This is a genomic window from Acidovorax sp. HMWF029, assembly GCF_003060895.1.
Lineage (GTDB): Bacteria > Pseudomonadota > Gammaproteobacteria > Burkholderiales > Burkholderiaceae_C > Acidovorax.
In genome coordinates this window covers 1-21468 of sequence record NZ_QAIH01000114.1, presented here as the reverse complement: position 1 = coordinate 21468, position 21468 = coordinate 1, and the positions used below count along the sequence as shown (strand labels likewise).

The 21468-nt window shown below is 61.6% G+C and carries 21 protein-coding genes; all 21 read right to left on the bottom strand.

The annotated features are described in order from the left end of the window. Positions 1 to 234 precede the first annotated feature (234 nt). On the bottom strand, positions 235 to 759 hold the full coding sequence (locus DBR12_RS07925; protein ID WP_063463243.1) for a phosphoribosyltransferase: 525 nt from the start codon (positions 757 to 759) through the stop codon (positions 235 to 237). A 63-nt stretch (positions 760 to 822) separates the two neighbouring features. Continuing rightward, complete coding sequence (locus DBR12_RS07920; RefSeq protein WP_108616750.1) at positions 823 to 2199, bottom strand: adenylosuccinate synthase; 1377 nt, start codon at positions 2197 to 2199, stop codon at positions 823 to 825. Between the two features lie 27 nt (positions 2200 to 2226). Then, positions 2227 to 3375 (bottom strand): ATP phosphoribosyltransferase regulatory subunit, encoded by a 1149-nt coding sequence (locus tag DBR12_RS07915; RefSeq protein ID WP_108616749.1) that lies wholly within the window; start codon positions 3373 to 3375, stop codon positions 2227 to 2229. An 89-nt stretch (positions 3376 to 3464) separates the two neighbouring features. Continuing rightward, entirely contained in the window at positions 3465 to 3647 is a 183-nt protein-coding gene (locus DBR12_RS07910) for a DUF2065 domain-containing protein (protein WP_108616753.1), read from the bottom strand. 25 nt (positions 3648 to 3672) lie between these two features. Then, positions 3673 to 4584, bottom strand: a complete 912-nt coding sequence (hflC, locus tag DBR12_RS07905; protein ID WP_108616748.1) for a protease modulator HflC — start codon at positions 4582 to 4584, stop codon at positions 3673 to 3675. A 9-nt stretch (positions 4585 to 4593) separates the two neighbouring features. Further along, a complete protein-coding gene (gene hflK, locus DBR12_RS07900) occupies positions 4594 to 5970 on the bottom strand; it encodes an FtsH protease activity modulator HflK (protein WP_108616747.1) in 1377 nt (458 codons plus the stop codon). 53 nt (positions 5971 to 6023) lie between these two features. Beyond that, on the bottom strand, positions 6024 to 7199 hold the full coding sequence (hflX, locus tag DBR12_RS07895; protein WP_108616746.1) for a GTPase HflX: 1176 nt from the start codon (positions 7197 to 7199) through the stop codon (positions 6024 to 6026). A gap of 63 nt (positions 7200 to 7262) precedes the next feature. Then, the gene (gene hfq / locus DBR12_RS07890) at positions 7263 to 7517 is read right to left on the bottom strand and encodes an RNA chaperone Hfq (protein WP_063463238.1); all 255 of its coding nucleotides are present in this window, start codon (positions 7515 to 7517) and stop codon (positions 7263 to 7265) included. Between the two features lie 106 nt (positions 7518 to 7623). After that, complete coding sequence (der, locus tag DBR12_RS07885) at positions 7624 to 8967, bottom strand: ribosome biogenesis GTPase Der (protein ID WP_108616745.1); 1344 nt, start codon at positions 8965 to 8967, stop codon at positions 7624 to 7626. A gap of 13 nt (positions 8968 to 8980) precedes the next feature. After that, positions 8981 to 10147, bottom strand: coding sequence for an outer membrane protein assembly factor BamB (gene bamB / locus DBR12_RS07880; protein WP_108616744.1), 1167 nt, complete (start codon positions 10145 to 10147; stop codon positions 8981 to 8983). A 4-nt stretch (positions 10148 to 10151) separates the two neighbouring features. Then, entirely contained in the window at positions 10152 to 10838 is a 687-nt protein-coding gene (locus DBR12_RS07875; protein WP_108616743.1) for a tetratricopeptide repeat protein, read from the bottom strand. Positions 10839 to 10862: 24 nt separating this feature from the next. Beyond that, the gene (hisS, locus tag DBR12_RS07870; protein WP_108616752.1) at positions 10863 to 12158 is read right to left on the bottom strand and encodes a histidine--tRNA ligase; all 1296 of its coding nucleotides are present in this window, start codon (positions 12156 to 12158) and stop codon (positions 10863 to 10865) included. Positions 12159 to 12280: 122 nt separating this feature from the next. Beyond that, the gene (gene ispG / locus DBR12_RS07865) at positions 12281 to 13537 is read right to left on the bottom strand and encodes a flavodoxin-dependent (E)-4-hydroxy-3-methylbut-2-enyl-diphosphate synthase (RefSeq protein WP_108616751.1); all 1257 of its coding nucleotides are present in this window, start codon (positions 13535 to 13537) and stop codon (positions 12281 to 12283) included. A 13-nt stretch (positions 13538 to 13550) separates the two neighbouring features. Further along, positions 13551 to 14474, bottom strand: coding sequence for a helix-turn-helix domain-containing protein (locus tag DBR12_RS07860; protein ID WP_108616742.1), 924 nt, complete (start codon positions 14472 to 14474; stop codon positions 13551 to 13553). After that, a complete protein-coding gene (gene pilW / locus DBR12_RS07855) occupies positions 14467 to 15300 on the bottom strand; it encodes a type IV pilus biogenesis/stability protein PilW (protein WP_108616741.1) in 834 nt (277 codons plus the stop codon). The genes DBR12_RS07860 and pilW overlap by 8 nt, the downstream gene beginning before the upstream one ends. A gap of 36 nt (positions 15301 to 15336) precedes the next feature. Continuing rightward, complete coding sequence (gene rlmN / locus DBR12_RS07850) at positions 15337 to 16449, bottom strand: 23S rRNA (adenine(2503)-C(2))-methyltransferase RlmN (protein WP_108616740.1); 1113 nt, start codon at positions 16447 to 16449, stop codon at positions 15337 to 15339. 87 nt (positions 16450 to 16536) lie between these two features. After that, on the bottom strand, positions 16537 to 16962 hold the full coding sequence (gene ndk, locus DBR12_RS07845) for a nucleoside-diphosphate kinase (protein WP_063463230.1): 426 nt from the start codon (positions 16960 to 16962) through the stop codon (positions 16537 to 16539). 89 nt (positions 16963 to 17051) lie between these two features. Then, on the bottom strand, positions 17052 to 18641 hold the full coding sequence (locus DBR12_RS07840) for a pseudouridine synthase (protein WP_108616739.1): 1590 nt from the start codon (positions 18639 to 18641) through the stop codon (positions 17052 to 17054). Beyond that, positions 18641 to 19429 (bottom strand): SMC-Scp complex subunit ScpB, encoded by a 789-nt coding sequence (gene scpB, locus DBR12_RS07835; protein ID WP_108616738.1) that lies wholly within the window; start codon positions 19427 to 19429, stop codon positions 18641 to 18643. The genes DBR12_RS07840 and scpB overlap by 1 nt, the downstream gene beginning before the upstream one ends. A gap of 150 nt (positions 19430 to 19579) precedes the next feature. After that, positions 19580 to 20620, bottom strand: a complete 1041-nt coding sequence (locus DBR12_RS07830; RefSeq protein ID WP_108616737.1) for an RluA family pseudouridine synthase — start codon at positions 20618 to 20620, stop codon at positions 19580 to 19582. Positions 20621 to 20625: 5 nt separating this feature from the next. Beyond that, the coding region (locus DBR12_RS07825; RefSeq protein ID WP_108616736.1) for a peptidoglycan DD-metalloendopeptidase family protein at positions 20626 to 21468 on the bottom strand (843 nt) is incomplete at its 5' end.

Genomic DNA, 21468 nt, shown 5'->3' with positions numbered 1-21468 from the left:
CAGCGAAGCCTTGTATTCTATACCGAGTTTTAAGCACCCAGACACAAAACCAAAACTTTTCTTCACCCCCTTCAATCACCAGCAGCACAACCCAAAAAGAGCATCACCACCAGCAACCAGGCACAACACCAAACAATCAGATCGTCAGGTCAAGCGCCTCAGAAGCGAAGCCCTCGACTATAGCACAGATTGGAGGGAGTTCAGTTGGCCCCCCCAGAAATTCTTCACACCCGATCAAACCCGCCACTTCTCCAAAAGCTTTTCAGGGCCAAGGCTGTCATAACCCTCAAACGGCTGATGGATCCAGGGATTCGTCGGCAAGAACTCCACAGAGTAGTCTGGCGTGAACGTAGACAGCCCCTTGGTCCAAATCACTGCGCTGCGCAGCTCAGTGATTGGTGCGTAGTTGGTCTTGAGCATGTCAATGACCGCATGGAGTGTGTGCCCAGAGTCCGCTAGGTCATCCACGAGCAGCACTTTTCCAGCAATCTCACCCTTAGGGGTTGTGATGAAGCGCGCAATGTCGAGATGACCCTGCACAGTGCCAGCCTCGGCTCGATAAGAGCTGGTGGACATGATAGCCAGCGGTTTGTCAAAAATGCGGCTCAGGATGTCACCGGGACGCAGACCGCCGCGGGCGAGGCACAAAATCGTATCGAACGCCCACCCTGACTGGTGCACCTTCAGCGCCAACTTCTCGATGAGACTGTGGTACTCGTCGTAACTGACATAGAGGTGTTTGCCGTCTTCGGTCAACATGGAATGGCTCCTGAATAAGTGGTGGCTGCTAAGACTACAGAGACAAGGTAACCCCGAAGGAGGTTAGTTCGCGACATAGGGGTGACGCATCATGATCGTGTGGTCACGATCCGGGCTGGTTGAAATCATGTCGATGGGAACGCCAGTGACTTGCTCAATACGCTCCAGATAACGCCGAGCGCTTTCAGGCAACTTTGCGTAATCCGTCACCCCCACTGTGGTCTCACTCCAGCCCGGCAATACTTCGTAAATGGGCGTGCAGCGTGCAATGTCATCCGCCCCCATGGGCAGTAGATCAATGCGTTCGCCATCCAGCTCATAGCCTGTACACAACAGCAGCTCAGTCAATCCATCGAGCACATCCAGCTTTGTGATGCAAAGGCCCGAGAGGCCGTTGACCTGCGCACTGCGTTTCAACAGCGCGGCATCAAACCAGCCGCAACGGCGGCTACGGCCCGTGGTCACACCTTTTTCAGCGCCCACAGTGCTCATGTGATACCCGGGAGTTCCGGGGACTTCCCAATCCAGCTCTGTGGGAAAAGGACCGCCACCCACCCGTGTACAGTAAGCCTTGGTGATGCCCAAGATGTAATGCAGCATGCCGGGCCCCACGCCAGAACCCGCAGCCGCATTCCCCGCCACGCAGTTGCTCGACGTGACATAGGGATACGTGCCATGGTCCACATCGAGCAGTGTGCCTTGCGCACCTTCAAACAGGAGATTAGCGCCCGCTTTGTTAGCTTCATTCAACTCGCGCGATACATCCGCCATCATGGGCTTAAGCAACTCGGCATGGCGCATGGCTTCGGCATAGACCACGTCAAACTGCACCTTGCCGTCCTGGATGTAAGGCTTGAGCGCATCGCCAAAAACGAACTTGGCGGAGCCCAGGTAGGTGGTGAGCACGTGGTTGTGCAGGTCCAGCAGTTCACGCAGCTTGGCTGCAAAACGCTCAGGGTACTTCAAGTCCTGCACGCGCAGGGCACGGCGGGCGATCTTGTCCTCATAGGCAGGACCAATGCCACGGCCCGTGGTGCCGATCTTCTCAGTGCCACCCTGCTCACGCGCAGCCTCACGGGCTACATCGATCGCAGCGTGAAAAGGCAGGATTAGCGGACAAGCTTCGCTGATCCGCAAACGCGAACGAACCTCGACACCGGCTTTTTCCAGACCTTCGATTTCTTCGAACAACTTCGCTGCAGAGAGCACCACACCGTTGCCGATGTAGCACTTGACTCCCGGGCGCATGATGCCGCTAGGGATCAAATGCAGTGCGGTCTTCACGCCATTGATGACCAGCGTGTGGCCTGCGTTGTGCCCGCCTTGAAAACGCACAACACCTTGAGCGCTTTCCGTCAGCCAATCGACCAACTTGCCTTTGCCTTCGTCGCCCCACTGGGTACCGACCACCACTACGTTGCGACCTTTGGTTGCTTTCATCTCAAACCCAATTCAAATGACAATTGCTCAAACAGCCTGCACGACCCAGCGGCCCGCGACCTGGACCAGTTCACGGTCGCAGTGGAACTCATCCACTTCGCTCCCGTGGCCCGGCAAAACACAAACGACCGTCTCCCCTGCAGAGCGCAGAGCAGAGATCGCAGCATGCACATCCGCCCCCTCACCCCAGGGAGCGCGGATGGCGGCTTTCAATGCACGAGGAGGCACCACCCCTACCACCTGCTTGATGTCCAGACTGAATCCAGCAGCCGGCCTGTTACGCCCAAACACCGCGCCCACCTCGTCGTAGCGGCCACCGCGGACCAACGCGTCGCTGGCACCACGCGCGTAAATCGCAAACCGGGCACCGCTGTAGTAGGCATAGCCACGCAGGTCCGCCAGATCAAAGGTGACCGTTGCGCCTTCCAAGCGCGACGCCAGCCACTTCAAATTTGATAGCACCTCTGGTACGCCAGGCACGCGGTGAAGGGCTTTTTCGGCTTCAACCAGCACGGACGAATCACCGTAGAGTTGAAGCAAGGCCAACAAGCCTTCCCTGGACTCGACTGGGAATTCACGGGTCAGCGCACCCAGCTCCTGGGCATCTTTCGCCGCCAACGCTGCGTGGATCGCACTCAGCAACTGCGGACTCACCGAAACACCTGCAAGGAGGTTGCGGACGATGCGAACATCCGCCAAGTCAACCGTGGTGTCACGGACCTCGGCGATCCGCAGGCATTCACGCGCGAGTTGCAACGCCTCCAGATCAGCCTCCACACCAGCGTGGCCGTAAATTTCGGCGCCAAACTGGAGTGGCTCACGGGTGGCATGGGGGCGATCAGGACGCGTGTGCAGCACGGGACCGCAGTAACACAGGCGTGTTACCCCTTTACGATTGAGCAGGTGCGCATCGATACGGGCGACCTGGGGCGTGGTATCGGCCCGCAGCCCCATGGAACGGCCGGAGAGTTGATCGACGAGCTTGAAAGTCTGGAGGTCCAGCGCTTCGCCCGTGCCCGTCAAGAGCGACTCAAGGTGCTCCATCAAGGGGGGCATCACCAACTCATAGCCATAACAACGGGCTGTATCAAGCAGCCCGCGACGCAATTCTTCGATGTGCCGCGCTTCAGACGGCAAGACATCGGCAATGTGATCCGGAAGGACCCAAGCAGACATGGAGAAAAGGGGAGGCTGTTAAAACCGTGATTCTACCGGCACCCACCAAGGACACCCAAAGAATCTCTAGCAACGCCCAATGACAACCGTTAGAGCCAAAGCATCAACAGGCCTGCAATGATGGCCAGTAACGCGAAAAAGCGTATCTGGCCATCTTGCAGTTGGGCAATCTGCTGGACCGTGCGCTTCCAGCTTTGTGGTGAGAAGAAGGGCAGTAAGCCTTCAATCAGTAGGACCAGTGCCAACGCAGTCCACAGGTTCTCCCAGGTCACACCCACCACTCAGCACCTAAGCGTATTACTTGCGAGGAGCAGCCTGGGGCGCAGTAGTAGATGTACCACCACGGAAGACCTTGAAAAAATCGGACGAAGAGGGGTCCAGCACCATGACATCGCTCTTCTTGCTGAAGCTGGCTTTGTATGCATCCAGGCTCCGGTAGAACTGCGCAAACTGCGGGTCACGGCCAAAAGCATCTGCGTAAATGCGCGCCGCCTCGGCATCACCTTCACCCTTCACCTTCTGGGCATCCCGGTATGCATTGGCGATAGTGATCTCGCGCTGGCGATCGGCGTCGGCACGGATTTTTTCACCCTCGGCCGCACCGGTGGACCGCAGCTCATTGGCCACACGCTTGCGTTCCGCTTCCATGCGCCGATACACGGATTCCGTGATCGCCTCTACATAGTCCACGCGGGTGATACGAACATCCACCACGTCCACGCCCCAGGGCTTTGCACCGCGGACTGTGTCGAGTACTTCACGCTTCACGTCTGCCATCAAGGCTTCGCGTTTGACGGAAAGGAGCTCCTTGACCGTGCGCTTGTTGATCTCTTCCTGGAAGGCATTGCGCACCACCCGGTTGAGTTGCATGGCGCCTGCGCTCTCATCTAGGCCCACGTTACGGATGTACTCCGTAGGCTCGGAAATGCGCCAGCGCACGTACCAGTCGATCACCACCCGTTGCTTCTCAGCCGTCAGCATGGGCTCAGTGTCCGTGCTGTCCAAGGTCAGTAAGCGCTTGTCAATGTACGTCACGTTCTGAAACGGTGGCGGCAGCTTGAAATTAAGGCCGGGCTCAGTGATCACTTCCTTGATCTGACCCAGCGCATAGAGCACCCCGAACTGACGCTGATCCACCACGAAAAGCATCGAACTCATGAGAGCAAGCACCACCAAAATAGTGGATGCAATAAATCCAACTCTGTTCACGAACGGCTCCTAGCGAGATTCACGGTCACGGGTGCGATTGGAATCACGCGCCCGGGGATCATTGGAAAAATTGGCCGCCGGAGCAGCAGGCGCCGCAGCGGGCGCCGCACTGGTTGCAGGAGCATCTAGAGACCCGGCACCACCACTCGCCACACTCTGCATGATCTTGTCGAGCGGCAGGTACAACAGGTTGGAGCCTTGGCGAGACTCCACCAAAACCTTGGTCACACTGCCGTAGATCTGCTGCATGGTGTCCAGGTACATGCGATCGCGCGTTACCTGGGGCGCCTTTTGGTACTCGGCCAGCACCGACGAGAAGCGTTGGGCATCACCTTGCGCCTGGGCCACGATGCGTGCCTTGTAGGCCGCCGCCTCTTCATTCAGGCGCGAGGCTGACCCGACCGCACGCGGCACCACGTCATTGGCGTAGGCCTGCGCTTCATTCTTGGCGCGCTCACGTTCCTGGCCTGCTTTCAGAACATCATCGAACGATGCCTGAACCTGCTCTGGCGGACGCACTCCCCCCTGCTGCAGGTTGATACCAACGACCTCGACGCCCACCTTGTAACGATCCAGAATCGTCTGCATCAGCGTGCGAACGCGGGGAGCGATCTGGTCGCGCTCTTCGGCCAAAGCCGTGTCCATGCGCATCTTGCCCACCACCTCCCGCACAGCGGTCTCGGCGGCCTGAACCACGGCGTCCGACGGGTTCTTGCTTTCGAACAGCCAGGCGCGTGCGTCGCTCAGGCGATATTGCACGGCGAACTTGATTTCGACGATGTTCTCATCTTCAGTGAGCATGGCCGACTCCCGCAGGCCCGTGCTCTTGATGACAGTGTCGCGGCCCACATCAGCGGAGCGGATCTGGGTCACAAAAACCAGCTCATGGCGCTCAATAGGGTATGGCAAGCGCCAGTTGAAACCCGCGCCCACAGTGCTCTTGTACTTGCCAAACTGGGTAATGACAGCCTGCTGGCCTTCCTGAACGATAAAGAAGCCAGTGCCCATCCAGATCACAAACACAATGCCCGCGATCAGGCCGACACCGACCCCGGCACTCTTCATGTCTGGCTGAAAGCCGCCCCCCGACCCGCCACCATTGCCAGGCCCGCGCGATCCGCCGTTCTTGCCACCGAACAGGCCACCCAGCTTACGATTAAGGTCGCGCCAGAGCTCATCCAGATCCGGAGGCTGCTGACCGTTGCCCGGGCGCTGGTCGCCCCCACGGGGACCATTCTGGGGTGAGCCTCCCTGCCGATCGTCAGGACGCCCCCCCTCTTCCGACTTGTCCTCACCACGACCCCAGCGAGGATCATTCAGATTGAACATGCCCCGGATACGTTCTGGCAGCAAAGCCCAGCGTAGGGTGCGGTTTTGGAAATTCATGCGCAAAGTCTCTGGTTCTCAGATGGGGTCAATCAGTACGTCATTGTGCCCAATCAAGGCATGGCATCCGGCAATTCAACGGCGTCACCTGGGGTCATGTCCAAATGCGTGGCCAGCACCCTGGTCGCTAGCGAATGGCGCAAATGGTCAAGCCCCTCGCCCGAACGGGCGCTCACAAACAACCGGGGCAGCTGGTGACCGGCCACTTCATACTGGCCCTGCACCACAGGAGGGCGCCGCTCATCAGTCAGCGCATCCAGCTTGTTGAACACCAGGATCTGTGGAATATCTGCAGCGCCAATCTCCTGCAGAACGCGTTCAACCTGCGCCATCTGCTCAGGAAAATCGCCATTGGATGCATCCACCACATGCAGCAGCAAATCTGCGTCAATCGCCTCCTGCAGCGTGGCCTGGAAGGCATCCACCAGCCCGTGAGGGAGATCACGGATAAAACCCACCGTATCAGACAATGAGACCGACCTGCCCGCATCGGCAAGGTACAGCTGGCGGGTTGTGGTGTCGAGCGTTGCAAACAGCTGGTCAGCCGCATAGGCACGCGCTTTGACCAAGGCATTGAAGAGCGTGGATTTGCCTGCGTTGGTGTAGCCGACCAACGAGATATTGAAAGTATCGCGCCGCTCGCGCTGTCTCCGTTGTGTAGACCGCTGGCGTTTGACCTTGACCAAGCGCTCGCGCGTACGCTTGATGGCGTCGCCAATCATGCGGCGGTCCAGCTCGATCTGCTTTTCGCCAGGGCCACCACGGGCACCTATGCCGCCGGTTTGACGCTCAAGGTGCGACCAGCGACGAACGAGGCGGGTGCTCACATACTGCAGCTTGGCAAGCTCAACCTGCAGCTTCCCCTCATGGCTGCGCGCGCGCTGGGCAAAAATCTCAAGGATGAGCAGCGTGCGGTCATTGACCGGCAACTCGATATGGCGCTCCAGGTTGCGCTGCTGGGCTGGACTCAAGGATTGGTCAAACAGCACTTCCACAGCACCATGCATCTGAGCCAAGGCACGAATTTCATCAGCCTTTCCGCTACCCACAAACAGCGCCGCATCCGGAGCCTTGCGCTTGCATGTGATACGGGCCACAGGCTGCATACCTGCGGTTTGCGCCAGCAGACCCAGCTCCTCTAACTCACCGTCAAAGTAGGGCAGACCAAAATCCACCCCCACCAACAATACTGGAGCGATGCCTGCCTGAAGGGACGTAGCCGAATTCAAAGCGGGCTGCCCTTTTGTACCACCTGACTCAAAAAACAAAACCGGTTAGCAAGCGGCAACCAATCAAGGGTTGCTGCTATCGGCATCGGGCGTTTCAGCTGTAGAAAAATTGACTGCGCGACCCGGAACAATGGTCGAGATCGCATGCTTGTAGACCATCTGGGTCACCGTGTTGCGCAGCAACACCACATACTGGTCAAACGACTCAATCTGACCCTGCAGCTTGATGCCATTCACCAAATAGATGGAAACTGGAACATGTTCCCGACGCAGTGCGTTGAGGAAAGGATCTTGCAAAAGCTGACCTTTATTGCTCACGATATTCTCCGTGTTCAAAAAATGTTGTTGTAAACCAGCACCTTACCACAGCCAGCGCCTCGCACAGCCAGGCTATGACATGGCCCTTCTCCATTCGCGACTTTGTTCAACCCTCGTCCTTGTCGGCAAACGGGTTGTGCGAGGTCTTCATCTCGATTCGGAGCGGCGTGCCCACCAAGTCAAACTCCTTGCGGAAGCGACCTTCCAGAAAGCGCTTGTAGGCATCCGTCACGTGTTCCAGCGAATTCCCGTGAATCACGATCACCGGGGGGTTCATGCCCCCCTGGTGCGCGTAGCGCATCTTGGGGCGGAACATGCCTGCTCGTTTCGGGCTCTGGAACTGCACGGCCTCCAGAAGCAGGCGTGTGAGCACCGGCGTGGACATCTTGCAGGTAGCAGCCCGGTGCGCCTGGGCGATGGACGTCCAGAGCGGGCCAAGGCCCTGGCGCTTCTTGGCCGAAATGAAATGTAGTGAAGCAAACTTCAAGAACGTCAATCGCGTCTCGATGGAACGCTCCAGCTGCTGGCGCTGGTAGTCATCCACCGCGTCCCATTTGTTCACCGCAACCACCACGGCGCGGCCACTCTCCAGGATGTAGCCAGCGATGTGCGCGTCCTGGTCCGTGACCCCTTGGGTGGCATCCAGCAAAAGCAATACCACGTTTGCAGATTCAATCGCCTGCAGCGTTTTGACCACTGAGAACTTCTCAATTGCCTCGAACACCTTGCCCTTGCGCCGCAAACCAGCGGTGTCCACCAGCTCAAATCGCTGGCCATTGCGCTCAAAGGGCACCGTGATCGCATCGCGGGTGGTCCCCGGCATGTCAAAAGCGACCAGCCGCTCCTCACCCAGCCAGGTGTTGATCAACGTGGATTTGCCCACGTTGGGGCGCCCCGCCACTGCCAACTTGATAACACCCTTGTCGACTGCAGCATCCGTCTCGTCGGGGTCGGGCAAATGCAGAGGCGCCAGCGCCAGATCCACCAAACCACGAATACCTTGCCCATGTGCTGCCGACACGGGATACACCTCGCCCAACCCCAGCTCATAGAACTCGGCCAACTGCACGCCCTGCACCATGCCTTCGGCCTTGTTGGCCACCAGCACACAAGGTTTGCTCAGGCGGCGCAGGTAGTTGGCAATGTCATGGTCTTGCGCCGACAGGCCCGCGCGGGCATCGACCACAAACACCACCACATCGGCCTCGGCCACCGCCTGCTGGGTCTGCTTGGCCATCTCGCGATAGATACCGCTCGAAGCGTCGGGCTCGAAGCCCCCGGTGTCGATGACGATGTACTCGTGCTTGCCCTGCTTGCCATTGCCGTAATGCCGGTCACGCGTGAGCCCGGCGAAGTCCGCCACGATGGCGTCGCGGGACTTGGTCAGACGGTTGAAAAGCGTGGATTTGCCGACATTCGGACGCCCCACGAGGGCGATAACTGGCTTCATTGAATACAACCGATCAATCTGGACGGAATCCGTAAATACTGCCGTTGCGGGTCACAACCACCAAGGTGTCTGCAGCCACGGCAGGTGCTGCCGCAATGCCAGACCCGTCCGTGGCAATGCGGTTGAGGGGGGCGCCGTCCGTACGGGACAACAAGTGGACCAACCCGGTGTCGTCACCGATCACAACAGAGCGCCCCAGCAACAGCGGCGCTGTCAGCTTGCGGTGCTTGAGTCGATCACTTCCCCACAAGCGCGAGCCATCACTGCGGCGCCAGGCGACCACCGTGCCATTGCTTTCGACACCAAACAGCGCATCCGCGTCGCCATGGACACCTTCGGCACCGCTGGCGGGCTGCGTCCAGGCCACGGAACCCCGGGCCGTGTTCACACAACCCACCGCCGCCTGGAACGAGCGCGCGCATACGCTGTCGCCCACCTTACTGGTGCGCCCGACCAACTCGACCAGGCGCTCCACATCGTTCGTGCCCCGTGCACTGGCCAAAGGCGCCTCCCAGCGCACGCTGCCATTGTCAGGATTCAAGCCCAGCAGGCGGCCCGACAAGCCGACCACCAGGGTGTCCCCCACGGCCAGAAGCACGCCAGCCTGGCGCAGCACCAGGGGCTCACCAGGGCGCTGCTGCGCCCACAGGCGCCGCCCTGTGCTGGCATCGTAGGCGGAAACCGAACGGTCTGCCGACAAAACAAAAACACGCCCACCCGCCACCAGAGGTGGCGTAAAGACCTGTGCGGCAAGGGTTTCGCGCCAGCGCTCGCGGCCAGCCTCCAGCACGATCAGCGCATTGCTGCGCGACACCACGGCGGCCGACTTGCCATCGCTGCCCACAGCCGCAGACAACGACTCGCCGAGCGCTGCGCGCCAGACGTCCCCACCGGTACGGGCATCAATGGCTGCGACCACTCCGTCGGAGGAAGCCACGGTGACCATATTGCCCAGGGTATGCACTTCCAGTGGAAGGCCAGCAACGTTGCCCACGCGGGCCGTCCAGGCTTGCCGGACCCCCAGAACAGCGACATTTGCACCCAGGTCAGCAGGAACAGGCTTTGCGCTGCCACCACCGCTCCACAACGAGCAGCCCGCCAGCGACGCAGCCAACACCACCAACGCAGTGCCACGCAGGAATGAAGAGCGGCCAGACACCGCGTTTGGAGTCAATGTCATGTGCTTACTTGGTTTCTACGGACGATGCGGCAGCCGCCACGGTCGCAGCTTTCGGCGACACACCCAGCGCGTTGAGCTTGATCTCCACCAGGCGACGGTATTCAACGCTTTCTTCGAAGCCCTTGTAAGCCTTGGTGTACTCAGCAATGGCCTCCTGGCGTTTGTCCTGCAGGAGTAGCACATCGCCCTTGCGGTCTGCCGCGACCGCCGCAAACTCGGGAGGGAAGCTGCCGGACACCTGCTTGAGTGCCTCATCGTAGCTCTTCTGGTCCATCAGCACGCTGGCCAGTCGCAACTTCGCCAACGCCTTGAGACCATCATCCGACGACTGCTCGGCCACCCAGGCCAGCGCATCTTTTGCCGCATCGGCGTTGCCCGCATCCTGCATGGCCTTGGCAAAGGTCAGCCCGGCCTGGCCCGCCTGCGTGGTGCTTGCGTACTTGGACTTCAGATCGCCAAAAGCCTGTTCCAGGCGCGTCTTGTCGCCCGAACGGGCTGCCACATCCACGGCGTCAAAAAGCGCCGCCGCCTGGGTGGCCTGGCGGTTCTGCCAATACTGGTAGCCGTTCCATGCGGCCACACTGCCTGCCACCACCAGCACCACCGAGCTGATCAGCGTGCCCCAGGTGTTCCAAAAATGCTTGAGCTGGTCAAGCTGCTCTTGTTCTTCAAGATCGAGATGATTGGCCATAAAATCAGCGGTTCTGTATTCGGATTAAGCGACGGATTGTAGGGTGGCTGCCCATTGCGCCACATCGGCCAGGGCGTGCTCGGTCTGTGCACCGCTACCGTCGCGCAAGGCCTTGACGGTGATCTGGCCGCGCGCAAGTTCATCCTCGCCAAAGATGAGCGCATGGCGCGCACCGCTGGCATCGGCCTTCTTGAACTGTGACTTCATGCTGCCCGCGCCCTCGGCGCCACCGGCGTGCTGCACGACGTTCAGCCCTGCCGTGCGCAGCGCCTCCAACGCGACGATGACAGTGGGCAACGGCGTGCCAGGCGGCACAATGGCATAGACATCGGCTGCAGCGGAAGGCATGGGCAGGTCCAGCTCATCGGCCAGCAGCAACAAGCGCTCGATGCCCAGGCCGAAGCCCACGGCAGGTGCACTCTTGCCGCCCAGCTGTTCGATCAGACCGTCGTAGCGGCCGCCGCCGCAAACCGTGCCCTGCGAGCCCAGCTGGTCGGTCACCCATTCGAACACGGTCAGGTTGTAGTAGTCCATGCCGCGCACCAGGCGCGGGTTCACGCGATATTCCAGACCCACGGCCTCCAGCGCGGCACGCACAGCGTCAAAGTGGGCACGCGAGGCATCCCCCAGAAAATCCATGAGCTTCGGGGCCGCCTCGATCAGGGCCTGCATCGCCGGGTTCTTGCTGTCCAGGATACGCAGCGGGTTGCTGTGCAGGCGGCGACGGGCTTCTTCGTCCAGCTGGTCCTGGTGTTGCTCGAAGTAGCGGATCAGGGCCTCGCGGTGCTCGCGGCGCTCAGCGGGCTGGCCCAGGCTGTTGATTTCGAGCCGCACATGCTGGCCCTCCACCAGGCCCAACTCGCGCCACAGCGCACGGGCGACCAAGATGATTTCGGCATCAACGTCCGGCCCGCCAAATCCCAATGCCTCCACATCCAGCTGATTGAACTGGCGGTATCGACCTTTTTGCGGACGCTCGTGGCGGAACATGGGGCCCTGTGTCCACACGCGAAGCGGGCCGTTGTAAAGCGCGTTGTGCTCAACCATCGCGCGCACGATGCCGGCAGTGGCCTCAGGGCGCAGGGTGAGCTTGTCGCCGTTCATCGAGTCGGTGAAGGAGTACATCTCCTTTTCGACGATGTCCGTCACCTCCCCCAGCCCGCGCACAAAGAGTGCCGTGGGCTCGACGATGGGCGTCAGCAGGTACTGGTAGCCATAGCGGGCAAGCACCTTGCGCACTGCTGCCTCGAACCACTGCCAGCGCGCCGACGTCGGCAGCTTCTCTGTGCGCGGCACCGAGGCGGGCAAGATGTCGTTCATGCCTTTGACGGCGCTCAGCTTCTGCACTTTGCTCACTGCGGTATTTTCCTGGTATTTTTTTGAAACAAATCAGGCCCTACCGCCTGATAGAAATACGTTGATAGCTATTATTTTTATAGCAATCACTGATGGCCGTAGCGGCGCTCGACATACTGCTCCACGAGGGCATGGAACTCTTCGGCAATGCGTTCGCCGCGCAGCGTGAGGGCCTTTTCACCATCGATGAACACGGGCGCCGCCGGGGCTTCGCCCGTGCCAGGCAGGCTGATGCCGATGTCGGCATGCTTGCTCTCGCCAGGGCCGTTGACGATGCAGCCCATCACAGCCACCTTCATGCCCTCTACACCCGGATAACGCACCCGCCACACGGGCATTTGTGCGCGCAAGTAGTCGTCGATTTGCTTAGCCAGCTCCTGGAACGTGGTGCTGGTGGTGCGGCCACACCCCGGGCAGGCCGTAACACTGGGGACGAACACGCGCAGGCCCAGCGATTGCAGGATCTCGGAGGCGACCACCACTTCCTGCGTGCGCGCTTCACCAGGCTGGGGCGTGAGAGAGACCCGGATGGTATCGCCAATGCCTTCCTGCAAAAGGATGCCCAGCGCCGTGCTGGAAGCCACCGTACCCTTGGTGCCCATGCCCGCTTCTGTCAGGCCCAGGTGCAGCGCGTAGTCGCACCGGCGCGCCAGTTCGCGGTAGACGGAAATCAGATCCTGCACACCGCTGACCTTGCACGACAGGATGATCTGGTCACCGTTCAGGCCCATGGATTCAGCCAGCCGGGCCGACTCGATGGCCGACGTGATCAGCGCCTCGTACATCACCTGGCGCGCCTCCCAGGGCTGTGCGCGCTGGCTGTTGGCGTCCATCAGGCTGGCGAGCAGCTCCTGGTCCAGGCTGCCCCAGTTCACGCCAATGCGCACGGCCTTGTCCCAGCGCATGGCAGCCTCGATCATTTGGCCGAACTGCTTGTCCTTCTTGTCGCCCTTGCCCACATTGCCCGGGTTGATCCGGTACTTGGAGAGCGCCTGTGCACAGTCGGGGAACTCAGTCAGAAGACGGTGCCCGTTGTAGTGGAAGTCACCCACCAGCGGCACACTCTCGCCCATCCGGTCCAACTGTTCACGGATGTAGGGCACGGCGGCGGCGGCCTCCGGGGTATTGACCGTGATGCGAACAAACTCCGACCCAGCCTGGGCCAGTTCTTTGACCTGGATCGCGGTGCCGATAGCATCGACCGTGTCCGTATTGGTCATGGACTGCACACGCACTGGCGCATCGCCGCCAACAGTAACGACCCGTGAGCCCCAGGTAACTTTTGCCTGACGCGAACGGCGGGGCAAAGGGGCAGCGACCGCAACAGGGCCAAAATCACGCAAAGGGTTTTGCACGCTACTTCACCTCAAAACGAGCTACGTTCTCGCGCGACACAGCAGCCAGGTCGAACGGCTTGCCACGCACCATCACCTCCGTAGCATCGGCGCGCCCCACTACCACTGCCAGCGGGGGCTGCGCCGACACCGACACGGACTCCCCTGCAGCCAAATTGCGCTGCAAGGCCAGAGCCCCATTGGCGTCTTTCACCTGAACCCAGGACTCACTCCGCGCGCGCAACACCAGCGTTCCCGCTGGTGCGTCAGCCGAAGGCGATGGCGCACTGGCCACCACAGCCGGTGCTGACGCAGGCACCGCAGCAGTCGCAGGCGCTGCAGTGACCGCTGCAGGCAAAGCCGGAGCCGCAACCAAGGCTGGCGTAGCTGCGGCAGATGCAGGGGCGTGCTCCAAAGGCCGCTCAGCCACCGGCGCCTCTGTCACCCCGGTCGGCACGGCATCTGGGGCGGGAGCAAGCGCGGGAGCAGACGTTGAACCGGATGCCGCGCGGTCCTCGGCACGGGGGAAGAAATAGAGAGCCAGAGCACCGGCCAGCAAAGCCAGCACCACGAACCCCACGGACCTCGAAGCAGAACCGCTCCCGGAGAACGACGACGAGGACACTATGGTTTTGGCCACACGGCCCTTGACCGGCGCATTGATCCCGGCGCTGTCTGCAGCCAGGCTGGGACTCGGACTTTGTGGCAACAAGGCAAGAACGGGAGCCGCATCCACTTTGAGCACGCGGCAGACGCTGGAGGCCAGGGCCCGCACAAACACGGTATCGGGCAGCACCGTAAAGTTGTCGGCTTCCAGGGCCTCCAGCTTGCTGACCGGCACCTTCAACGCCACGGCCAAGGCTGCAACATGCATTCCAGATGCTTGGCGGGCCTCCCGAAGCAATCCACCCGCCGTCAACCCACCACTCTCCACAACCTCACTCATTGAAAGCCCCGCGTTCGTAAGCACCCATCTCCCGCGAATCCGGGAACCGCTTGCGCAACTGGCTTGCCAATTGCCGCATTGCCACGGAGTCGCCCAAGGCGCGCTCCACCTTTATGCCCAACCACAGCGATTCAGCATTGGCCAACTCGCTGTTATTGAGGCGCCGAATATAAAACTGCGACCGGGTCAACTCATTGCGCCGCAGCAGCAACGAGGACAGCTGGTATGCCACCACCGGGTTTGCCGCATCCAACTCATAGGCTTTCAGAAACGACTGTTCCGCCTCTGCAAGCTGGCCCGCCCGGGACTGGCATAGCCCGCGCGCCATCAGGGTCTTGCCACGCGCCATGTAGGTGGGGCTGGCAATCGCGCGACCAAAATACTGATCCGCATCCGCATACTTCTGCTGCTGGCACAGCAGCCACCCGTAGTTGTGCAACAGGTTGGCATCGTTGCCCCGCAATGCCAAGGCACGGCGGAAGCTGTCATCTGCCTGCGCCAGGTCGTTCAAGCGCATGAAGATCAGGCCGCGCAGGTTGAAAGCATCGGCATAGGACGGGTCTGCGGCAATGGCCTGTTTGACCTCGTCCAGGGCCACCGCCGTCTGGCCCATCTCAAAGTAGTTGGCAGCGAGTTCCAGCCGGATGCGGGCACGGCGCCGGGATTCAGGCTCATCAGAGGGTGTCACCAGATCTGCTTCTGATTCACGCAGAGCTGCCGCATTGTTGGCCGCACACCCCTGAAGTGCCGCGATGCAAATCAATGCACTGCATGCCGCGAGTGTCCAGCGGCCAAAATGCTGCCAGCGTCCAACCAATCCCGCCATGTAGAGCCTCCTTGAAGTTTGCCGATCGCCTGCTTATCAAGTCACCGGTTTGAGCACGATTGTGCGCTGCTTTGCCATGCGCTCTGCGGCACGGGTGCGGTCCTTGACATCGCCAGCCAACTGCCCACAGGCCGCATCAATATCATCGCCCCGAGTCTTGCGCACTGTCGTGACAATACCGGCGTCGCTCAAGACCTTGGAAAAAGCAAGGACCTGATTCTGCGCTGAGCGCAAGAGCCCTGACGCGGGGAACGGATTGAAAGGAATCAGATTGAATTTGCAGCGGACCCCGGAGCGCTTGACAAGCTCGATGAGCTGCAGCGCATGCTCCAGCTGGTCATTCACGCCATCCAGCATGCAGTATTCAAAGGTAATGAAATCGCGAGGCGCATGGGCAAGATAACGGCCACAGGCCTCGAGCAACTCCTGGATCGGGTATTTGCGATTGAGCGGCACCAAGTTGTCGCGCAGGGGATCGTTCGGCGCATGCAAGGACACCGCCAGAGCCACAGGACAGTCCTGCGAGAGCCGATCCATCATGGGAACAACGCCCGAGGTGGACACCGTTACCCGCCGACGCGAAAGACCATAGCCATGGTCGTCCAGCATCACACGCAAGGCGGGCACCAATGCAGCGTAGTTTTGCAGCGGCTCGCCCATGCCCATCATGACCACGTTGGAAATCACGCGGTCGTCGGTATTGAAGCGCTTGCGCAGGGAGTGTTCGGCAAACCACAACTGAGCCAGGATCTCGCCCGTGGTCAGGTTGCGGCTGAAACCCTGGTGCCCCGTTGAGCAAAAACGGCAGCCCACGGCACAACCGGCCTGTGACGACACGCAGAGTGTGCCCCGGTCATCCTCGGGGATGAACACGGCCTCGACCGCATTGCCATCGCCCACATCAAACAGCCACTTCACCGTGCCGTCCGACGAAACATGTTCGGAGACAACAGGCAGGGCCTCGACCTTGGCACACCCCTTGAGCTTGTCGCGCAGGGCCTTGGCCAGGTCGCTCATGGCGTCGAAGTTGCTCGCGCCACGCTGGTGGATCCAGCGGAACAGCTGGGTCGCACGAAAACGTTTCTCGCCCAGCTGCTCGCAGAACGCTGCGAGGCCGTCGAGGTCAAACTCCAGCAGGTTGGTGGTCATTGCGCCGCCCTCCCGGAGGGCCGGGCGCAATCGTCCCCATGGCGCAGACATCCCACGGTTGCGGGAACAGGCATGGGGATCACCATATCAACGCGAGTAGATGTTCAGGCCGGGGAAGAAGAATGCCACTTCCACAGCAGCCGTTTCGGCAGCGTCAGAGCCGTGCACGGCATTGGCGTCGATGCTGTCAGCGAAGTCAGCGCGGATGGTGCCGGCTTCTGCCTTCTTGGGGTCGGTGGCGCCCATCAGCTCGCGGTTCTTCAGAATCGCGTTTTCGCCTTCCAGGGCCTGGATCATCACGGGGCCGGAGATCATGAAGTCCACCAGGTCCTTGAAGAAAGGACGCTCTTTGTGCACGCCGTAGAACTGCTCGGCTTCCAGGCGCGACAAGTGCACCATGCGAGCAGCCACGACCTTAAGGCCGGCGGCTTCAAAACGGGCATAGATCTGGCCGATGACGTTCTTGGCCACTGCGTCGGGCTTGATGATGGAGAGAGTGCGTTCGATAGCCATGTTGATTTTCCTGAATGATTAATGTTGCCGTGATTAGTTTGCCCACTGGACAAAGCCCTCGATTCTAACCGTGGAAGCCAGGCAAGGGATTAACGGCCGCCACGCCGGGGGCCACCGCCTCCGGGTCGGCGTTTGTCCTGGCGGTGCCGCGAGAGGCTATCCACCCCGATGTACCCCACCGAGGTTTTCATCGGATCGGGCTGGGCCGAGCCGCGCTGGCGATCGCCACCCGCGGCATTGTTGCCACGCGCGCCCTGCCCTTGCCCGCCGCCGTCACGCCGAGGCTTCTGGCCACGGGGGCCGGCACCGCCGCCACCCTGGGAGATGTCCCGGCGGGGGCCATCCCCACCTCGGGGGCCGCCACGGCCCCGGTTGCGCGCATTGCCATTGCCACCGCGTCCGCCAGCCGCCGGGCCCGCTTCTGCACGGCCTTCAGCCGATTCAGCACGCCCCGCACCCGCCGCCTGGACGAGCGCCCGGATATCGCTGTCGTCCAACTCCAGCCAGGCCCCACGCTTGAGGCCACGGGGCAACACCATGGCGCCGTAACGGATGCGGATGAGGCGGCTCACAGCATGCCCCACCGATTCCATCATGCGCCGCACCTCACGGTTGCGGCCTTCGGAGATAGTGACCCGATACCAGCAGTTGGAACCCTCGCCACCGCCGTCCTCGATGGAACCAAACGACGCCATGCCGTCGTCCAGACGCACACCGTCCAGCAGCTTCTGCTTTTCCTCATTGCTGAGCGCGCCCAGCACACGGACCGCGTACTCACGCTCCAGGCCAAAACGGGGGTGCATGAGCTTGTTGGCCAACTCGCCTGAGCTAGTGAACAGCAGCAGCCCTTCGGTATTCAGATCCAGCCGCCCCACAGACTGCCATTTTCCCTGCATCAACCGGGGCAGCTTGCGAAAGACGGTAGGCCGGTTCTGCGGGTCGTCATGGGTCACGACTTCGCCTACTGGCTTGTGATACGCAATCACCCGCGCTGGCGGCGGGTCGATGCGGTAGCGGATGGGCTTGCCATTGACCTTGACCTGGTCGCCAAACTGGATGCGCTGGCCAATATGGGCCGGCTCATTGTTCACCGAGATGCGTCCTTCCAGGATGAGCTGCTCCATCTCCAAACGCGAACCCAGCCCCGCCTGGGCCAGCACCTTGTGCAGCTTGGGCGTTTCCACCTGAGGCAACAGCACCCGCTTGGCGGGGGGCACATCTGCCGACGCGTCATCCTGGTCAAAACGACCCGAGATCACATCCTCGAATTGGTAGCCCTCTACCGCCGGCGCGGGCTTGCGCTTGTCGCGCCCCCCCCCGTCCGCACGGGGCGGGCGCCCCCGCTGGTCTGCTGGGGGCCGGCCCTTGCGCTCCCCACCCAGTGCGGCGCCATCGACCCCAGGCGCCTGTGAACCGACAGTCGCGGGCTCTGCTGCCACTGCCAGCTCGGCACCAGCGGGCGCTTCGACCGGACTCGAAGACTCGGCCTGCACCTCTGCTGCAGAGGTCACCAGAGCCACCTCCGAACCCCCTGCTACCGCGTCGGCTTGTTCTGCCGAAACCGGCACTACCTTCTTGCGCGGCGCGCGCTTGGCAGCAGGCTTCTTTGCAGGAGGAGCCACATCGGCAGCGCCAGCCTCGGGCGTTGCGCCCGGATTGTCGGGGGTCGAATCGTTCATCAAGTATTTCCCTGGACACCACCCGGGGCGTCCGTATCCACATGGTCGCCACGGAGATCTGTCTCCGTGTCATTAAAAAAATCGTCCACCAGCGGTGGGCTCACGCTTTCCGCGATGGCGGGGGCGGACTGCGGCTGCAGCTCCGCCTCGGGCTCCACAACCACCGCCTCGGGCTCTGGCTCCGACACCGGTTGCGGCTCCAACATCGGCTCCAGTTCCGGCTCGATCACCCCCTGGGCCGCAGCAGCCATGGCCTCCAGCACATTCGCATTGCCAGTGGGGTCGTCCAAAACCGGCAACTGGTCCAGCGACTGCAGGCCCATGTCATCCAGAAACTGGCGGGTGGTCGCAAACAGAGCAGGACGCCCCACGGTTTCCCGGTGCCCGATGACCTCGACCCAGCCCCGATCTTCCAGTTGTTTGATGATCAGACTGTTGACGGTCACGCCACGGATGTCCTCGATGTCACCCCGCGTCACCGGCTGGCGATACGCAATGATGGCCAACGTTTCCATGGTGGCCCGTGTGTAACGAGGAGGCTTCTCGGGGTGCAATCGATCGAGAAACTCCCGCATCTCGGGGCGACTCTGAAAACGCCAACCCGTGGCCACTTGCACCAACTCCACGCCGCGCTGTGCCCAATCCTGCTGCAGCTCCTGCAGCAGGAGTTTGAGCGTGTCAGACCCCAGCGCATCATTGAAAAGCACCCGCAATTCGCGCACAGGCACAGGCTGCTGCGCGCAGATCAGCGCAGTTTCGAGGACCCTTTTGGCATCCACCGTGTTCATGGTTCAGCGATTCCTGGAAAAGTGCCACGCGTTGCAACGGGTGTCACATCAACAGCAGGGGGCAGTCAAAATGGCGCTCAGCGCAAGGACGTTGGCGCGACGCGAGGGCCCGGCGGGACTTCGTCTTCGGGCAGCGGGCCGATAAGGCCATCAGGGCGCATTGTAGCCCAGGCCCCAGGAAGACAGTGCCTGCTTCATGTCCTCGGGTGCCTGCGCATGGAACTCCAGCGCCTTGCCCGTTACCGGGTGCACAAAGGCCAGGCGGTAGGCGTGCAGTGCCTGGCGCTGCATCGCCCCCAAGGGCGCACCGCCATACAGGGTGTCGCCCACAAGCGGGTGCTTGAGCGATGCCATGTGCACTCGGATCTGGTGGGTTCGCCCCGTGTGCAAGGTGCACTGAACCCAACAGCCCTGATCGGCTCCGTCCAAACACAGGACATCGGTGCGGGCAGTTTTGCCCGCATGCAGGGCCAGGTCCACCACGGCCATGCGCAACCGGTTGCGCGGATCGCGCCCGATGGGTGCATCAACCGAACGACTCTTAGCCCCTGTCCAGGCGCCATGCGCCAGGGCGAGGTACTGGCGCTTTACCTTGCGCTCGGCGATCAATGCCACCAGCGCGTCCATGGTGGCGCGGTCCCGCGCCACCACCATGAGGCCGCTAGTGTCTTTGTCCAATCGGTGCACAATGCCAGCACGAGGGACCAGCAAGGCCTTCTCGTCGCGGGCAAGCAAGCCGTTGAGCAGGGTTCCGCTCCAATTGCCTGGCGCCGGGTGCACCACCAAGCCTGCGGGTTTGTTAACAACCAGCAGGTGCTCGTCCTCATACACCACGTCAATGGCCATGGGCTCGGGGCGGAACGCCTGGCTTTGCAGCGTAGGCCGCATCTCCAGCACCAGCTGGTCACCCGCTTTGACACGGGTGGACGCCTTGAGGACAGGCTTGCCATTGAGGCTGACCAGCCCCTGCCCCAGCAACTGCTGCAGGTAGCTGCGGGAGAACTCAGGAACCAGGTCTGCGAGCGCCTTGTCGAGCCGGGCGGCATGCTGCGGAGCCGCCACCAGCATGTAGCGCATTTCGCTGCCGGCCTCGACCAGCGCCTCCGATTCCTCGGCGAGCAGGTCGTCGCCCGCTTCAGCGGACACCCCGGCCACACTGCCATCGCCGCTGTGCGGTAGCCCGGCCACCATAGGGATCAACGTGCTGGCAGGTAGCGCGAGGGGTCCACCGGCTTACCCTGTCGGCGGATTTCAAAGTGCAGCTTGACACGGTCGGCGTCTGTGCTGCCCATTTCGGCAATCTTCTGACCCTTGCGCACAGCCTGGTCTTCCTTGACCAGCAGCGCCTGGTTGTGGGCATAAGCCGTGAGGAAAGTGTTGTTGTGCTTCAGGATCACCAGGTTGCCATAGCCGCGCAAACCTGCGCCAGCGTAGACCACTCGGCCATCGGCGGCCGCCAGCACGGGCTCACCCGCCTTGCCAGCGATGTCATAACCCTTGTTGCGCGCCTCGTCAAAACCCGCAATCAGCGATCCCGAAGCGGGCCAAATGAAGGCGATGTCATCCTCCCCAGCGGGCGCCGCAGCTGGAGCTGGCGTTGCGGGAGCCGCAGCCACCACGGTGCCAGATGCCGCCGATGCTGGCGCCTTGGGAGTGCTGGCAGCCGACACAGCCGGTGCAGGCGCCACGGTAGACGAGGTCACAGGCCGCGTCACCACGCCATTGTCAGAAGCCACAACGGCTGCGGGAGGCGCCACACGCAGAACCTGCCCCACTTCGATGAGGTTGGCGTTTTCGAGGTTGTTCCAGCGGGCAAGGTCTTTCCAGCTCTGGCCGGACTCCAGCCCGATGCGAATCAGGGTATCCCCAGGCTTGACTGTGTAATAACCCGGTTTACCCGCATTCTCCGCGCCGGGCAATGGCTTGATGGGGGTGGCGACCACTACACCAGGCTGTCCAGCCTGCGCAGGCGCAGAGGATGTGGAGGTGCCCCGATCCTCCACAGGAGCCTTGTTCAGGCGGGTGCCACAGCCGGAGAG

Coding starts and splice junctions, on each gene's coding strand:
- DBR12_RS07925 (WP_063463243.1), bottom strand. CDS start 759: ATGTTGACCGAAGACGGCAAACACCTCTATGTCAGTTACGACGAGTAC.
- DBR12_RS07920 (WP_108616750.1), bottom strand. CDS start 2,199: ATGAAAGCAACCAAAGGTCGCAACGTAGTGGTGGTCGGTACCCAGTGG.
- DBR12_RS07915 (WP_108616749.1), bottom strand. CDS start 3,375: ATGTCTGCTTGGGTCCTTCCGGATCACATTGCCGATGTCTTGCCGTCT.
- hflK (WP_108616747.1), bottom strand. CDS start 5,970: ATGAATTTCCAAAACCGCACCCTACGCTGGGCTTTGCTGCCAGAACGT.
- der (WP_108616745.1), bottom strand. CDS start 8,967: ATGAAGCCAGTTATCGCCCTCGTGGGGCGTCCGAATGTCGGCAAATCC.
- bamB (WP_108616744.1), bottom strand. CDS start 10,147: ATGACATTGACTCCAAACGCGGTGTCTGGCCGCTCTTCATTCCTGCGT.
- DBR12_RS07875 (WP_108616743.1), bottom strand. CDS start 10,838: ATGGCCAATCATCTCGATCTTGAAGAACAAGAGCAGCTTGACCAGCTC.
- hisS (WP_108616752.1), bottom strand. CDS start 12,158: ATGAACGACATCTTGCCCGCCTCGGTGCCGCGCACAGAGAAGCTGCCG.
- DBR12_RS07860 (WP_108616742.1), bottom strand. CDS start 14,474: ATGAGTGAGGTTGTGGAGAGTGGTGGGTTGACGGCGGGTGGATTGCTT.
- pilW (WP_108616741.1), bottom strand. CDS start 15,300: ATGGCGGGATTGGTTGGACGCTGGCAGCATTTTGGCCGCTGGACACTC.
- rlmN (WP_108616740.1), bottom strand. CDS start 16,449: ATGACCACCAACCTGCTGGAGTTTGACCTCGACGGCCTCGCAGCGTTC.
- ndk (WP_063463230.1), bottom strand. CDS start 16,962: ATGGCTATCGAACGCACTCTCTCCATCATCAAGCCCGACGCAGTGGCC.
- DBR12_RS07840 (WP_108616739.1), bottom strand. CDS start 18,641: ATGAACGATTCGACCCCCGACAATCCGGGCGCAACGCCCGAGGCTGGC.
- scpB (WP_108616738.1), bottom strand. CDS start 19,429: ATGAACACGGTGGATGCCAAAAGGGTCCTCGAAACTGCGCTGATCTGC.
- DBR12_RS07830 (WP_108616737.1), bottom strand. CDS start 20,620: ATGGTGGCCGGGCTACCGCACAGCGGCGATGGCAGTGTGGCCGGGGTG.